At 58.2% G+C, this 15024-nt stretch carries 7 protein-coding genes; 1 reads left to right on the top strand and 6 read right to left on the bottom strand.

From position 1 onward, the window contains the following. Positions 1-6: 6 nt before the first annotated feature. Positions 7-3585: a Tc toxin subunit A gene (locus NF676_RS16990; protein ID WP_252886427.1), complete on the bottom strand. Its 3579-nt coding sequence runs from the start codon at positions 3583-3585 to the stop codon at positions 7-9. 426 nt (positions 3586-4011) lie between these two features. On the opposite strand from NF676_RS16990, the gene NF676_RS16985 reads away from it, so the two are divergent. Further along, complete coding sequence (locus NF676_RS16985) at positions 4012-9174, top strand: hypothetical protein (protein ID WP_252886426.1); 5163 nt, start codon at positions 4012-4014, stop codon at positions 9172-9174. A 137-nt stretch (positions 9175-9311) separates the two neighbouring features. On the opposite strand, the gene nuoN is transcribed toward NF676_RS16985, so the two are convergent. From nuoN to nuoJ, 5 genes are read right to left on the bottom strand one after another with little or no spacing between them, the layout of a single operon-like run. After that, on the bottom strand, positions 9312-10775 hold the full coding sequence (nuoN, locus tag NF676_RS16980) for an NADH-quinone oxidoreductase subunit NuoN (RefSeq protein WP_024013420.1): 1464 nt from the start codon (positions 10773-10775) through the stop codon (positions 9312-9314). Positions 10776-10782: 7 nt separating this feature from the next. After that, positions 10783-12315: an NADH-quinone oxidoreductase subunit M gene (gene nuoM / locus NF676_RS16975; RefSeq protein ID WP_016775285.1), complete on the bottom strand. Its 1533-nt coding sequence runs from the start codon at positions 12313-12315 to the stop codon at positions 10783-10785. A gap of 39 nt (positions 12316-12354) precedes the next feature. Next, positions 12355-14208 (bottom strand): NADH-quinone oxidoreductase subunit L, encoded by a 1854-nt coding sequence (gene nuoL / locus NF676_RS16970; RefSeq protein WP_024013419.1) that lies wholly within the window; start codon positions 14206-14208, stop codon positions 12355-12357. Continuing rightward, entirely contained in the window at positions 14205-14513 is a 309-nt protein-coding gene (gene nuoK, locus NF676_RS16965) for an NADH-quinone oxidoreductase subunit NuoK (protein WP_003180046.1), read from the bottom strand. The genes nuoL and nuoK overlap by 4 nt, the downstream gene beginning before the upstream one ends. A 3-nt stretch (positions 14514-14516) precedes the next feature. Next, on the bottom strand, positions 14517-15017 hold the full coding sequence (nuoJ, locus tag NF676_RS16960; protein ID WP_007951462.1) for an NADH-quinone oxidoreductase subunit J: 501 nt from the start codon (positions 15015-15017) through the stop codon (positions 14517-14519). Positions 15018-15024: the final 7 nt, after the last annotated feature.

The following is a 15024-nucleotide window of genomic DNA, read 5'->3' as shown; positions in this document are numbered from 1 at the left end:
CGTTCCTCAACCATTGTCACGTGATGGGGCGGCGTTAGAGTGGGCGGCCATGACTCCCTCACCGACGGCTTTCCAGGCCAGCAGATCGCTTTGTTCGCCCAGCGCGGTGGCTTGCAATAGGGTTTTGGCGGCCAAGCCGCTGGCCTGACAAGCGGCCTGGCAACGACGGACCCAGTCGACTTGAGCCATCGAGGTGGCGCGTTTATCGGGGAGCGAGCTGGTCAGCTCGGCAACTTGCGCCTGCGGCCAGTTCAGCAAACGAGCAAGGGCAGCATCGGCCGTTTCGCTGGCGAGCTGGCGCAGGGCCTTGTTTTTCAATTGGGCCTTGGCTGGATTGGCGCAGCTGAAATAACTCAGGACATGGTCTTCGGACTGGCTCTGGCTGTGGAACCAATGACTGAAGCGTTCAAGCAGATAGAGATCGGAAAGCGAAGGCATGCTGTTACTGCCTTCCTCGTATGCCGCGCCACCCAGCCACATCGGATTGATTGCAAACAGGCGCAGAGCGCTATTGCTCAAACGCAGCTCTCTGGCGATCTCGGCGTGGCGAGCCACCCGTTGATAATCCTCGATCAACGCTTGGGGCAGCGGGGTCTTGAGTGCTTGCTGCAAAATGCTATAGGGCGTGGCCCACGCCCAGTGAATGACCGCCCGGCAGCAATCCGGCGCGAGTTTCGCGGTTTCCTGGAAAAGCCCTTCGAGCAACTGGGCCTGACGGTCATGCACATCGAGCAGGAACTTGACGAGTCTGTCTGCGCAAGCATCTTTGACAGGTTGGGCCAGCCCTAGACCTTTGAGCGCTTGCGCGACATCGGCCTGTAACCAGGCAACGGGTTCATCTGTCAGGGTCAGTGTGCGATCAAGGCCAGACAGCAGGCCGTCAGCAGTGATCAGATGGTGTTCGATCAGCAACTGAAACCAATTGATTTCTCCTCGCTTGCGTTTGCCATCCTCTTGCAGTGGCAGACCCAACGCATTGACCTGCGCCTCGGTCGCCAGGCTGCGACGCGTATCGCTCTGCAGCGTGGTCAGACGCGCCCGCAACTCATCGGGCAGGGGAGCTTGCTCGGCCAATCTGATCTGCTGATCATTTTCCTGCTCTTCGGGATTTGGCGGGGCATCGATGCCCAGGCGTTGCAATACCTGCGTCACGGTCTGCTGACTGTCTTTGAGCCAGGCGAAGGCCCAATCCAGTTGCATCAGCACATCGAGGATGTCCGGATTCGCCTCCGCGGTCGTTGCACTCAAGCGGCCGCTGGCCAGTGCGGTTTTGTAAGACGAGCCTCCGAGAAGTCCCGCCAACGCCAGCAGTTCTTCGACCGAGTGACCGAACAACCGGGCTATCCGCGCCTGGCGGTACAACGAGGAAACGGTAGGCAAGTCACGCTTGAGCGCGCCCACGTGCTTTTCGGTCTGACGGGCAATTAACAGCAAAGAGTCTTCGGTGGGTTGCACACCGAGCCCGGCACAGAGTTGCAGCAGGGTTTTCTGCGTCGCGGCATCGAGGGTGGTCAAATCGATGGGTGTTTGATCAAGAATCAGCGGTGTGTCGAACAGTTGCACATGGTTGAACACTTGATCGAACAACGGCACCGCGTCCTTGCCGCTGGCATAGGGGCTGAGGTCGTGCAGCAGCGCCGCGAACTCTTCAGGTTCGATGCTGTAGCGCTGGTTCAGGTAGCGATAGACGCCCAGCGCACGCAGGGTGTTTTCGTTGAGCTCCATGCCCAGGTTTGATTCGCCCTCGGCGCGGATGGCACTGCAGATCAACGTGTCGAGCCTGGCGAAAGGAATGCCGCTCCAGCGTTGCAGGCGGATCATCCGCTGAAGACGATCGAGACGATCAAGTGAGGTTTTGGTCAGACGCCATTGTGTGTTGTCACCCGACGCTATCCGCTCCAGTCCTATGGCGTGGTCTGACTCATCGCTCAGGTCTGTTTCCGGGGCCGGTTCCGGCGCGCTGTCGGACAGTTCAGCACCGGGACCGATGCCATTGACGTAGCAGGCACCGTAGTGATTTGGAAAAGACCCGGTCAGCAGGTCAATCCTGTTCGGGGTCGGCTGCAGGTATGGACAATTGGGCGACAATCGCACTGCAAAGCTGCGGCGGGCCACAAGTTGCTCGACCTGTTCAGCGGTGAGGCCAGTGTGCTGCATGAAGTCGGTCAACAGGGTCAATTGCTGCACAGGCGCATCGCTGGTGACTTCGACACCGTAGGCGCCTTTGAAAAAGTTCTTTTCTGTCGTCGTCAGGCGGTACTGCTCATCCAGCGTAAAGGCGAAGCGCTGTCTGGCCAGACGGACCGGTTGCTCCACCGTCCCGGTGGCGGTGATCAGATCGAATCTGGCTGTGTATTCCTGCTCGGTCGGCGTGGGAAGGGTGGCAGCCTGGAAATGCACAACGATGGGTTTATCTATCGCAGCGTGCAGACGATTTATCAGCCAGCCAGTCCCTGTGAGGTCCGGCACGTTAGAGCTCAGATCGATACTGGCAGGCACGGTCTTGTCGTCTTTACGAAAGGTCAGTGAGACAACGGTTTTGGAGCCGCCTTGATTCGTTGGTGCGTCCGCCAACGGAGTCGCGACCACGTAGTCGGGCTGCCCGGACAGGAGCAAGTAACATCTGCTTGGTGTGGTATGTGGCCGCAGGTAGGCAGTGAGAGGGTTTTGCCAGCCGTTGATGAGATTGCTGCGGGTCAGATAAAAATGGCTGAACACCGGGGGGGCGAGCAGCAATTGCTGCTGTTGCGGGCTCAACCCGCACAGCAACCGTTGTGCCTGTAGCGCCGGTTGCTGCAATTGCCCGTAGTCATTGATTGCCACCTGTTTGATCGGTAGCAACAGACTGGCCCGGTAATTCAACTCGCCCAGACGCGGCTTATTATCAGCGAGCCCAAGTTGGCATTGGTGATGATAGAAGTTGTAGGGCAGTTCGAAGGGGTAGCTCCGTTCGGCCAGTACCTGATAGGTGGATTTGCTTTTGTCGGGAAGATTGCCATCCAGATAGGTGCGCAGATGACTTTCCAATACCTGCGTGACAATTTCCAGCATTGGTCTCGGTGTGAAGGTGCTCTCCTGGCTGATCAACAGGTCCTTGAGGTCAGGACGGCGTTGGTCCATCAACAGTCGCTTGGGATCCTCACTGGTGGCTTCCAGTTGCAGGGAAAATCTCCGCAGTTCAGTCAGGTAGGCCACCGGACTATCGTTGGCGGCAATGGCTCCGACCTTGGTGAACTCGTCCCAGTTTTCATTGAACATGCGTTGATAGGTAGCGCCCAGCGAAACCAGCGAGCTCACACCACTGCGTTGAGCCATTTGCTGCAACGTGCCGGAAGAGGTCTGGTATTCCCGATACAGGCGCGAAATGAGCGCCGCATACTTCATCGCATTGTCATAAGCCACATCGGCGTTGGCGTCGCTGTGAAGGGCGAGCTGGCGAGCGAACGCTGCTTTGGATAAACGGACGATGTCGAAAACTGACGTGAAGCCCATTTGCTGCATGGCGGTGGGGAAGTCGCTGCGGTCTTTCTGTACCGAAACGTGTGGCTTTACCAGTCTCTGCAGCAACGAGTTGTTGTCAGCCATGACTGTGATTCTCCTACTTTCAAGAGTGGCATTGAGGCAATGCGCGGTTAGAGCAAACTAACGGTAAACAACAGGGACGTAACCTGTCAGACCTGACAGGTATTGCCGTATTGATTAGAACTAATTCGAATAAGACGGAATAATTTAAGGGCTTTATGTGCTGGCGGCTTCGGTTGTCTTGGTTTTCGGTTTCGTCCGTTTTGTCTTTGATATCTCTGTTTTTATAATGAGAAGTCATTTTGTTTTGTTCTGGTAATCGCTATTTATTATAAAAGCCTGTCAGGAATGACAGTGTGAATGAGCTCTGTAGTGAATTACTGTGAACTGAAGTTTCCATTCCATATAAAGGCACGCTTCGCTCTGTTTTGATTGTTGTCTGGCGTTGTGCGTTTGTCTGATATGAACCTATTCATCCGAGAAGCCATAATGGAAAATGACGTCACTAAGAAAGAAGACAGTTCAATTACTCAGAGAGAGGCTGCCGAAGGAAGATATGTCAGGCTTATTTCAACAATTACAATGCATGTGAAATATCCGGATTTATTCCTTCCGTGGGAGGCATTTCTTACAGTTGAATGTTTTTGGAATCCTTCAGGTACTTTGTTTACTTGTCACGCGAAGCAGTACGCGGCCACCAATAATGGCAGGCGAAAGGGCAATGTCTACTTGAGTTTCAGCTCGTCAGGGAGGTGGCCTGAGACGGAACTGACGAACGATGATGCGATTCAGGATGGTCGATGGCATGCTATCAGTGGTGGAGGTTCCGTAACAGGTAACAAACATTCGGCCGAGATCAATTTCAAGTTTGTGTTTGATCATGAGCTTAGTGCTGACAAGTCGAAAGATACCTCGGTAACCATGAGTTTTGAAGTTGACTTTCGTCCTCCCATTTTCGTGCATCCTCATGTTGTACATTCGCCGCTGCCGCAAATAAGTGGAACAGGCTATCCAGGCGCCTTGGTTAAACTGTATGAGGTTGATCAACTTGAGTTGGTGATCGGAGCTGCAATTGTAGACAACCATGGCAGATGGACGACTCCCCTGACAAAGCCTTTGTCCATGACCGAGAGCTTTTCGATAACAGCCTTGCAGCTCTATGAGAATGTACCCTCTCGCTGGGCAGTCCATTCCTCTTTTGCGGTTCTTTTTGCGCCCCACATTCTTGGCACAACTGTTACTCCGGAACGTAAACTCAGCGTCCACGGCGGCGGTGGCTTGGCGGGCGCGAAACTTGAGCTCTGGCTTGAAGACAAGAGCAAGGGAATTCAGTTAGCCACGACTGTCTGGCAGGACGGCACCTGGTTGGCGCTCAGTGTTGAAGCGTGGCTTCCTGGCAAGCATCTGCTCACTGCAAAACAGGTGGCATCGGTCAGCGGACAGAGCTCTGACTGGTCAGATACCTACGTCGTCAACGTAAAACCGCCAACTCCACGGATTGAAGTTCCACCCGCATCCAGCTCGGTAAAACAGGCGCTGAAGATTATGAATGTCTGGCCCGAAAGGGCATCCGTGCAAATATTCACTGACAAAGACGAAATTGTCGTTGGCACTTTCGATCGCTTCACATGCACTTTTACACCGTCGGGACAGTGGGCGGTAGGCACCACAAGCCTCAGGGCGGTGCAGACAGTGGACGGAGCGACATCCGACCCGAGCAGTGCGGTATCCGTCAAGATTCGACCCTCGAGACCGGTCATCGAGCCTCCCGCCGTCCCGATTGCAGCCCGGCAGACGCTGAGTATCAAATTCGTTTCACCCGATGCTACCTTGCTGGAAATGTTCAACGAAGTTGGCGAAAGCGTGTCGGGTGAATTTACCGGAAGTGGTACGTCCCGTACCTTCACCCCGGCGCAGGACTGGTCTGTATCCAGCCAGGTCAAAATCGTACAGACCGTAGGCGGTGTCCGCTCCAATCCAAGCGCGCTGGTGCCTATAGTGGTGAAACTCTTCATTGCTCCGCCATCTGATCCGGCAGCCGCGAAAGAAAAGCTGGCCATCAGTTTTTTCCTGGCCAGCGATGACGACTTGCGAATGTACATACAGGGCGGCGGATTGGTTGAAGGCACCTTCCTGGAAAGCGGCTCCGTCCGGTACTTCACCCCGAAGGAGGAGTGGAAGCAGGGAAAAACCACGGTCAGCGTTCACCAGGTCGTGGGTGGCGTCGTCAATTGGAGCAATCTGGTTACCCTTGCGGTACAACCCTCTGAACTGTCGCTTGCCAATCCGCCAGGCTCCGTGAGCTCGGACCTACAACTGACGCTTTTGTCGGCCCCTCCATCTTCCTCGGGCAGTGTGTTGCAGATGCTTACCGAAGCAGGCGCACCGGTGACGGGCGAATTCACCACTGGAACCCCACGCAAGTTCAAACCCTCGCCGCGGTGGCCAGCGGGCTACAATGCGGTCATGGCCGTGCAGTTCGTCGACGGAGTGCCATCCGCACCAAGCAACGTTGTCAGGTTTTTGGTCATACCCGCCAAGCCGGAAATCGAGCCGCCACCAAAACCTGCCTTGCCGAGACAGCGACTGAACATTATCGGGGTCGACCCCGGCGCCGTTACCTTGCAGATGCTTACCGAGGACGGGGCGGCGATTGAAGGTGATTTCACGGGAGTCGACACGTCTCGTATCTTCACACCCGCTGAGGACTGGGCAGGCACGCGCAAAATCGTGGTCGTGCAGACTGTCGACGGTGGCGCGTCGCAGCCTAGTAATGTTGTTACTGTGTATGCGCCCCCGCCGAAGCCGGAAATAGAACAACCACCCATCCCGGCAACATTTAGTCATGTGCTGAACATCAACAGGGGACGTTCATACGGTCCCGTCATCCTGCGAATGTACACGGCAGCGGGCATCAGGCTGGATGGCGAATTCAGCGCGTACAGTACTCCCGCCACCTTCACGCCAAGAAACGGGTGGCCACCGGGGAGGACCGAGGTCATGACAAAACAGGACATAAACGGCGTGGGTTCCGAGTTTAGCGATCCTGTTTTATTAGAGATCCTTCCCCGAAAGCCCTTCATCCAACCACCATACAACCCTGTCACTTCGAAGCACCAACTGAGCATTTCCAGCGTGTATGCCGGTGACGTGACCCTGCACATGTTCTACGAGGACGGCGAAACGGTGCCGGGTTATTTCAACGGCGATGGCGAATTCCGCACCTTCACGCCGGCCATTGACTGGACAGGAACCACCAAAGTCAATGTGGTACAGATCGTAGATGATGTACTTTCCCATCCAAGCGATCCGGTCACTGTTTCGGTAATAGGGAAGCTTCCCACACCCGTAATCACTCAGCCTTTACCCCACACCAGTCATCATGCCGATCTCAGGGTGCAAGGAACCTGCGTGGCTGGAGCGACGATCGCCGTGCAAGATGCCGCTGGCAACTTTCTGCAAGGCAACCTGACCTACAGTGGCACGACATGGTATTTCGAGTATGCCTGGCTGGCCGGTCCGCAACAGATCAAAGCACAGCAGAGCATTGGTGGGGAAACGTCTGAAGCTACCGAGATTCTTGAGTTCTCCATCAAGCCGGCGACGCCTGCTATCGAGCCGCCAAGCCACCCGGTCGCGCTGAAGCAATCTCTGAAAATCACCGGTGTAGCGTCAGGCGCCGTCAGCTTGCAAATGCTCACTGAGGCCAACAGACCGTTGGCTGGCAAATTCACTGCCAGCGGAGCCAACCGCCTCTTCACTCCGGTGGAGGACTGGTCGCCCGGCGAAAACACCGTCTACGTCATGCAAACAGTAGACGGCGTGGACTCTGACCCCAGTGACTTGTGCACTTTCACCGTGGAGGTGGAGGACCGGCCCGACGCCCCTCAATTCCAGCAACCGCAGGCGGGGGGCTTAACCTCACGGTATCCCTCCCTCAAGATCGCCGGCCGGCCAGGCGCGCTGCAAACCGTTCGTTTTGAGAACGGCGCGACGTTGCACGAAGAGACAGCGGGTGCAGACGGGATCCTGACATTCACAGTGGTGGAACCGTTGGATCCAGGCACCATTGTCCTTGAGGCTAAACAGGCCAGCGGTGGGACTGATTCGGATTGGAGCGCGCCGCATCGGTTTACGGTCAAGGCTGCCCCGTCAACTCCATCGATCGAAGCGCCACGGGCGAACTCCGAAACATCCCGCTATCCGAGGATTCGAGGCACAGGAGCAACGGGAGGTGAGATTGTCCTGCGTCATGCGCTTGATCCCAAGGAAGAGTTTGCCATCGTCGACGGTTCAACCCGGTGGAATTGGACCGCAGAAAAAGCGTGGCCCCTCGGAGACTACGCCGTGCAGGCCCGGCAGACATTCGACGGCGACTGGTCCGACTGGACTGAGGCTCGCTCCTTCAAGGTCAGCGAATCGCGGTATGCCATTGGCGACGCTACACCCGCCATCGGTACACCGGTGGTGGGCACCGAGCAGAGCGTGCTGTTGCGAATCCAGGTCATCTCCGGTGTCAGCGGGGAGGTAGCGGCTGGCGTGGAGGTGAAGTGGCGCGTCAATGGGGAGGAGGAATTGCTGGCGACAACGCAGACCGATGTCAACGGCTGGACCAGTTATCGCTATACACCTGAGACAGTCGGCAAGCATGACATTCTGGCGGACGTCACTCAGGATAACGCCGGTGTGATTTTGACCGAACTCTATGAAGTGAATGCCGTACTGGACGATGTCTGGGCGCAGGCAGCAGAGCTTTATCTGGACGGTGAGCGCGTCGACGCTGCAAGCGAACTCGTGCTGTTGAGAAAAAACCTGCCCTATAAGCTGGAGCTGAAGATTGCCGACGACAGTGTTTTGATTGGCTCTACCGTCACTTTGCAGAACTTCTGGGGCGCGAAGGAACGAGGCCTGACTTTCAACCCTGATCTGGGCACGCCGCTGACAATAAACAAAGGATCGTCAATCCATTGGTATATTTCTACCGAAGAGGCGAACAGTGGTTTTTATGGTTTGAGTCTGGCCAGTTCGATACTGCCCGACTGGGAGCTGCCCGGGCGAGTGGAAGCGGGGGATTTGGCTGACGCCGTGAGGTTTGATCTGGATGGGTTCCCCCAGGTGTTCGGTGGTGCCCCGGCGTACCCCTGCCTTGGGGCCACGCATACATTGACTTTGCGACCCCAGGACAGCAGTTTTTTGCTCGGCCAGGACGTGGTTCTGGAGTTGAGTGCGCAAGCGGCCGATCTAGGCGTGACCTTGAGTCCGAGCATTCCGCAAACGCTCGGCGAGGACGGGTTGAGCTGGTTGCTGAACTGCGTCGACAGTACCAGTGCCGGCGATTTCGCAGTCTGGTTGAAGGTGCCGGCGCTGGAATTCAGTTCGCTGGAGTTGCCCATGTCGCTGGCGCATAACAGTGCTGAGGTATCTGAAAGATTCGGCCCTCAGCAAATGGGAGGTTCGGCCTCGTTCTGGAGATATGGCATTCGCGCGGTTTCCACTTTCACGGGGCTGCCGGCGGGGGGAGTGCCGGTGACCGTCGCGGTGACTGGCAAGCCAACCATGGAAAATGTTACTGCTCGCGATGGCTGGATATTTATCAGCTACTACGACGGAGAGTCTGCAAGCCTGACCATTCGTAACCGCTATGGAAAGTAATGGCTGAGCAAGCGTCGGCAAGAGGAGTGAGACGCGCCACTCGTCGAGGATAGCTTGCTGCGCAACAAATCCCGGAGCAAAAAAAAACGGCACCTGCAAAGGTGCCGTTTTCATGTATAGCCAGATCAGCCGAGCAATCAGCCCGCCAGACCCGCCTGTTGTACCAGCACCAGCAACGGCTGCGGGTACACGCCCAGGAAGAAAGCGACCAGGGCGATGGCCAGCAGCATTACGCCGCCTGCCTTCTGTTCCCAGTGCAATTGGGCGTCGTGGCGACGCAGGTTTGGCTCGATCAGGTACAGGGTGACCATCACGCGCAGGTAGTAGAACACGCCGATGGCGCTGCCCAGTACCAGTGCGCCGACCAGCCACCACTGACGCGTTTCGACGCCGCTGGCGATGATGTAGAACTTGCCGATGAAGCCAGCGGTCAGCGGAATGCCGGCCAGGGACAGCATCATCACGGTGAGCACGGCGGTCAGATACGGACGGCGCCAGAACAGGCCGCGGTACTCGTACAGGGCGTCGGCGTCGCGGCCGTTGTACGGCGAGGACATCAGGGTGATCACGCCGAACGCGCCGAGGCTGGTGATGACATAAGTCACCAGATAGACGCCGATGGCTTCTACCGCCAGCCCCTTGCTCGCCACCAGTGCGATCAGCAGATAGCCGAAGTGCGCGATGGACGAGTAACCGAGCAGACGCTTGAGGTTGCTCTGGGTCAGGGCCAGCAGGTTACCGAACAGGATCGAGGCGACCGCGATAACGCTGAGCACATCGCTCAGCACACCACTGCTGGCAGCAGGGGAGAGCTGGAACAGACGCACCATCACCGCAAACACCGCGACCTTCGAAGCGGTGGCGAGGAACGCCGCCACTGGTGCCGGAGCACCTTCGTAGACGTCGGGCGTCCACAGGTGGAACGGTACCAGCGACAGCTTGAACGCCAGACCGATCAGCATCATGCCCAGGCCCAGTTGCGCCAGCGGGCTTGGCAGGCCGGTCGCGGCCAGGGCCTGACCGATGCCGACGAAGCTCAGCGAACCGGCGTCGGCGTAGAGCAGCGCCATACCGAACAGCAGGAACGCGGAACCGGCGGCCGACAGCACCATGTACTTGATGCCGGCTTCCAGCGAACGCTTGTTGAAAAAGGCGTAAGCGACCAGACCGTAGACCGGTACCGAGAGCAGCTCCAGACCGATGAACAACCCGGCCAGGTGCTGCGCGCTGACCAACACCAGACCACCGGCGGCGGCCATCAGGATCAGCAGGTACAGTTCTTCGCGATTGCCCGGGTAACCCGAACCGCCATCACCCAGATAGGCGTGGGCGAGGGTGACGCAGGCGAGGGTGGCGACCAGGATCATCGCCATGTACAGGCAGGCAAACGCGTCGATCTGCAGCAACGGGGTGACGGCCAGAGGCGCGACTTTCAACGCAGGCAGGATCGACAGCAGGGCCAGGTTCAGACCCGCCACCGAAATCAGGAAGGTCTGCGAGTGGTTGCGGCGCCAGGCGATTGCCAGCATCACCACGATAATGGTGAGGCTGGTGATCAACAGTGGCGCAAGCGCAATAAAGTGTTGAATCGTGAATTCCATAGCGCTCTTACCGGGCCGAAGCGAGTTGAGAGAAGGCGGTGCCGAGCCACTGCTGCACGCCATGCATGGTGGCGGCAGAGGTGTCGAGGAACGGTTGCGGGTAGACGCCGAGGTAAATCAGCAACACCGCCAGACCGAGCACCATGATCAGTTCGCGCGCGTCCATGCCGTGCAGCACCGCGTCGGATTTCGACGGGCCGAAGTAGGCACGGTGAATCATGATCAGCGAGTAGACCGAACCGAACACCAGACCGGAAGTGGCAATCGCCGTGACCCATGGAGCGCTGGCGAAGGAACCGATCAGGATCAGGAACTCGCCGACAAAGTTACCGGTGCCCGGCAAGCCCAGCGACGCCGCCGCGAAGAACAGGCTGATCGCCGGCAGGTAAGCGATACGCGACCACAGACCGCCCATCTCACGCATGTCACGGGTATGCAGACGCTCGTACAACTGACCGCTGAGGATAAACAGCGCCGCTGCCGACAGACCGTGCGCCAGCATCTGGATCACTGCACCTTGCAGCGCCAGTTGGCTGCCGGAGTAGATGCCGATCAACACGAAGCCCATGTGGGAAACGGAAGAGAAGGCAATCAGACGCTTGATGTCGGTTTGTGCGAACGCCAGGAACGCGCCGTAGAAGATCCCGATCAGACCGAGGGTCATGGCGATCGGCGCGAACTCCGCCGAAGCGTTCGGGAACAGCGGCAGGGCGAAACGCAGCAGACCGTAGGCCGCAGTTTTCAGCAGGATACCGGCGAGGTCGACGGAACCGGCAGTCGGTGCCTGGGCGTGAGCATCAGGCAGCCAGGAGTGGAACGGTACGACGGGCAGCTTGACCGCGAAAGCGATGAAGAAACCGAGCATCAGAATGTACTCGGTGGTCATCGACATCTTGGTTTTCAACAGGTCGGCGTAGTTGAAGGTGATCACGCCGGTGTTGTTGAAGTTGACCAGCACCAGACCGAGGATCGCCACCAGCATGATCAGGCCGGACGCCTGAGTGAAGATGAAGAACTTGGTCGCTGCGTAGATCCGGGTTTTCTTGCCGTCCGAAGAACTGTGACCCCAGAGCGCGATGAGGAAGTACATCGGCACCAGCATCATTTCCCAGAAGAAGAAGAACATGAACAGGTCGAGGGCGAGGAACACGCCGACGACGCCGCCCAGGATCCACATCAGGTTGAGGTGGAAGAAGCCAACATGACGTTGAATCTCTTTCCACGAGCAGAGTACCGAGAGGATACCCAGCAGACCGGTCAGCAGGATCATCAACAGCGACAGGCCGTCGAGGGCCAGGTGCACGTTGATGCCGAAACGCTGGATCCAGACATGCTTGAACTCAAGCGCCCAGGTCGGATCGGCGCCCGGCGCCGGTGCGAATGAATAGTCACCGTGGGCCCACAGCCAGAGGCCGAGCGCGAGTTCCAGGGTCATGGTCAACAGCGCAATCCAGCGCGGGAGGGTAGCGCCGAAGCGCTCACCCATCCAGCACAGCAGGCCGCCGATGAAGGGGATCAGGATTAGCCAAGGCAGAATCATGACGGGCTCGTTTCCTTTCGCAAATTCGCAAGGTTCATATCAGACCGCTACCAGCACGATGGCGCCGATCACCAGCACGGCACCAGCAGCCATCGAGGCGGCGTACCAACGCAGTTGACCGGTCTCGGTGCGGCTCAGGGCAGTGTGACCACCCTTGGCCATACGCGGGATCAGACCGATGGTCTGGTCGAGCGGGTCTTTGCGCAGTACATGGCTGATCGCAAGGTACGGCTTGACGAACAGTTTGTCGTAGATCCAGTCGAAGCCCCAGGCAGCGAACCACCAGGCCGAAAGGAAACGGCCGATGCCGCTGTTGGCAATTGCCGTGACGAAGCGACGCTTGCCGAGGAACAGCAGCGCTGCCAGCAGGATACCGGCCAGGGCGATGGCGCCCGAGGCGATTTCCAGACTGTGCTTGGCTTCGCCACCGGCATGCCCGACGCTTTGCGGCAGTACGCCGTGCAGCGGTGGCACGATCATCGCGCCGACGAAAGTCGACAGCACGATCAGCACCGACAATGGCAGCCAGTGGGCAATGCCGTGGCCGGCGTGGGCTTCGGTCTTGGCTTCACCGTGGAACGCGATGAAGATCAGGCGGAAGGTATACAGCGACGTCATGAACGCACCGACCAGACCTGCGTAGAGCAGACCCTGGTTGCCGCTGGCGAACGCTTCCCAGAGGATTTCGTCCTTGGAGTAGAAGCCAGCGGTAACCAGTGGCAGAGCGGCCAGCGCGGCACCACCGACGATGAAGCTGGCGTAGGCCAATGGCAGTTTCTTCCACAGACCGCCCATCTTGAAGATGTTCTGCTCGTGGTGGCAGGCAACGATCACCGCACCGGAAGCAAGGAACAGCAGGGCCTTGAAGAAGGCGTGGGTCATCAGATGGAAGATCGCGCCTTCCCAGGCACCAACGCCCAGCGCCAGGAACATGTAGCCGATCTGGCTCATGGTCGAGTAGGCGAGGATACGTTTGATGTCGGTCTGCACCAGCGCGGCGAAACCGGCCAGTACCAGGGTCACGCCACCGACGATGCCGACGAGGTGCAGGATGTCCGGCGCCAGCGCAAACAGACCGTGGGTACGGGCAATCAGGTAGACACCGGCGGTGACCATGGTCGCGGCGTGGATCAGTGCCGAAACCGGGGTTGGGCCGGCCATCGCATCCGCGAGCCAGGTTTGCAGCGGCAGTTGCGCCGATTTACCGACAGCACCGCCGAGCAGCATCAGGGTTGCCAGAACGATCCAGAAGTCACCGACCTTGAAATGCTCCGGCGCACGTACCAGCAGTTCCTGGACGTTCAGCGTGCCCAGTTGCTGGAACAGGATGAACAGGCCGATGGCCATGAACACGTCGCCGATGCGGGTGACGATGAACGCCTTGAGTGCCGCGTTACCGTTGTTGCGGTTGCTGTAGTAGAAACCGATCAACAGGTACGAGCACAGGCCCACGCCTTCCCAACCGAAGTAGATGAACAGCAGGTTATCGCCGAGGATCAGGAACAGCATGCTGGCGATGAACAGGTTGGTGTACGAGAAGAAGCGCGAGTAACCGTCTTCACCACGCATGTACCAGGACGCGAACAGGTGGATCAGGAAGCCGACGCCGACGACCACGCCGAGCATGGTCACCGACAGGCCATCCAGGTACAGCGCGAAGTTCGGCTGGAAACCTTCCACCGACATCCAGCGCCACAGCACCTGGGTGTACACGCCACCTTCCGGCGGCGCGACGTTGAATTGCCAGATCACGTAAGCGGTGACGATGGCCGACAGGCCGATCGAACCGACACCGATCAGCGCCGAGAGGTTTTCCGAGAAGCGGCCGCGCGAGAACGACAGCAACAGGAACCCGATCAGAGGGAATACGAAAGTCAGAAAGAGTAGGTTCATCCGCGCATCTCACTGGCAGCGTCGATATCGAGCGTGTGGAAGCGGCGATACAGTTGCAGCAGGATCGCCAGGCCAATACTGGCCTCGGCTGCGGCAAGGCTAATCACCAGGATGAACATGATCTGTCCATCCGGCTGCGCCCAGCGGGCGCCCGCAACAATGAAGGCCAGGGCAGAGGCGTTCATCATCACTTCCAGACTCATCAACACGAACAAAATGTTGCGGCGGACCATCAGGCCGACCAGACCAAGGCAGAACAGGATGCCGGCGACGGCCAGTCCATGTTCGAGAGGGATAGCAGGCATGTCTTACTCCTTCGCCTCGTTACGGCCCAAATGGAACGCCGTGACGGCTGCGGCGAGCAGCAGCATCGAGGCGAGTTCGACCACCAGCAGGTACGGGCCGAACAGGCTGATGCCCACGGCTTTCGCGTCTACGGTGGTGTGGCCGATGGCCTGGCCGCTCTGGTGAGCGAACAGCACATACAGCAGTTCGGCCAGCAGCAGCGCGGCAAGAATCACCGGTCCTGCCCAGATGCCGGGCTTGAGCCAGGTGCGTTCCTGCTGCACCGAGGCGGGACCCAGGTTGAGCATCATCACCACGAACACGAACAGCACCATGATGGCGCCGGCGTAGGCGATCACTTCCAGCACACCGGCGAACGGCGCGCCGAGGGCGAAGAAAGTCATGGCCACGGCGATCAACGAGATGATCAGGTAGAGCAGGGCGTGCACAGGGTTGGTGTTGGTGACCACACGCAGCGTGGACACCACAGCAATACCCGATGCGAAATAGAAAGCGAATTCCATCGTTCTT

This window comes from Pseudomonas siliginis (assembly GCF_024072275.1).
GTDB lineage: Bacteria > Pseudomonadota > Gammaproteobacteria > Pseudomonadales > Pseudomonadaceae > Aquipseudomonas > Aquipseudomonas siliginis.
Note: the sequence above shows the minus strand (reverse complement) of the source record. Positions and strands in the feature narration are given on the sequence as shown.

What these genes read in the sequence shown, in the direction of transcription:
- NF676_RS16990 (WP_252886427.1), bottom strand. Translation starts at nt 3,585, where the DNA reads ATGGCTGACAACAACTCGTTGCTGCAGAGACTGGTAAAGCCACACGTT.
- NF676_RS16985 (WP_252886426.1), top strand. Translation starts at nt 4,012, where the DNA reads ATGGAAAATGACGTCACTAAGAAAGAAGACAGTTCAATTACTCAGAGA.
- nuoN (WP_024013420.1), bottom strand. Translation starts at nt 10,775, where the DNA reads ATGGAATTCACGATTCAACACTTTATTGCGCTTGCGCCACTGTTGATC.
- nuoM (WP_016775285.1), bottom strand. Translation starts at nt 12,315, where the DNA reads ATGATTCTGCCTTGGCTAATCCTGATCCCCTTCATCGGCGGCCTGCTG.
- nuoL (WP_024013419.1), bottom strand. Translation starts at nt 14,208, where the DNA reads ATGAACCTACTCTTTCTGACTTTCGTATTCCCTCTGATCGGGTTCCTG.
- nuoK (WP_003180046.1), bottom strand. Translation starts at nt 14,513, where the DNA reads ATGCCTGCTATCCCTCTCGAACATGGACTGGCCGTCGCCGGCATCCTG.
- nuoJ (WP_007951462.1), bottom strand. Translation starts at nt 15,017, where the DNA reads ATGGAATTCGCTTTCTATTTCGCATCGGGTATTGCTGTGGTGTCCACG.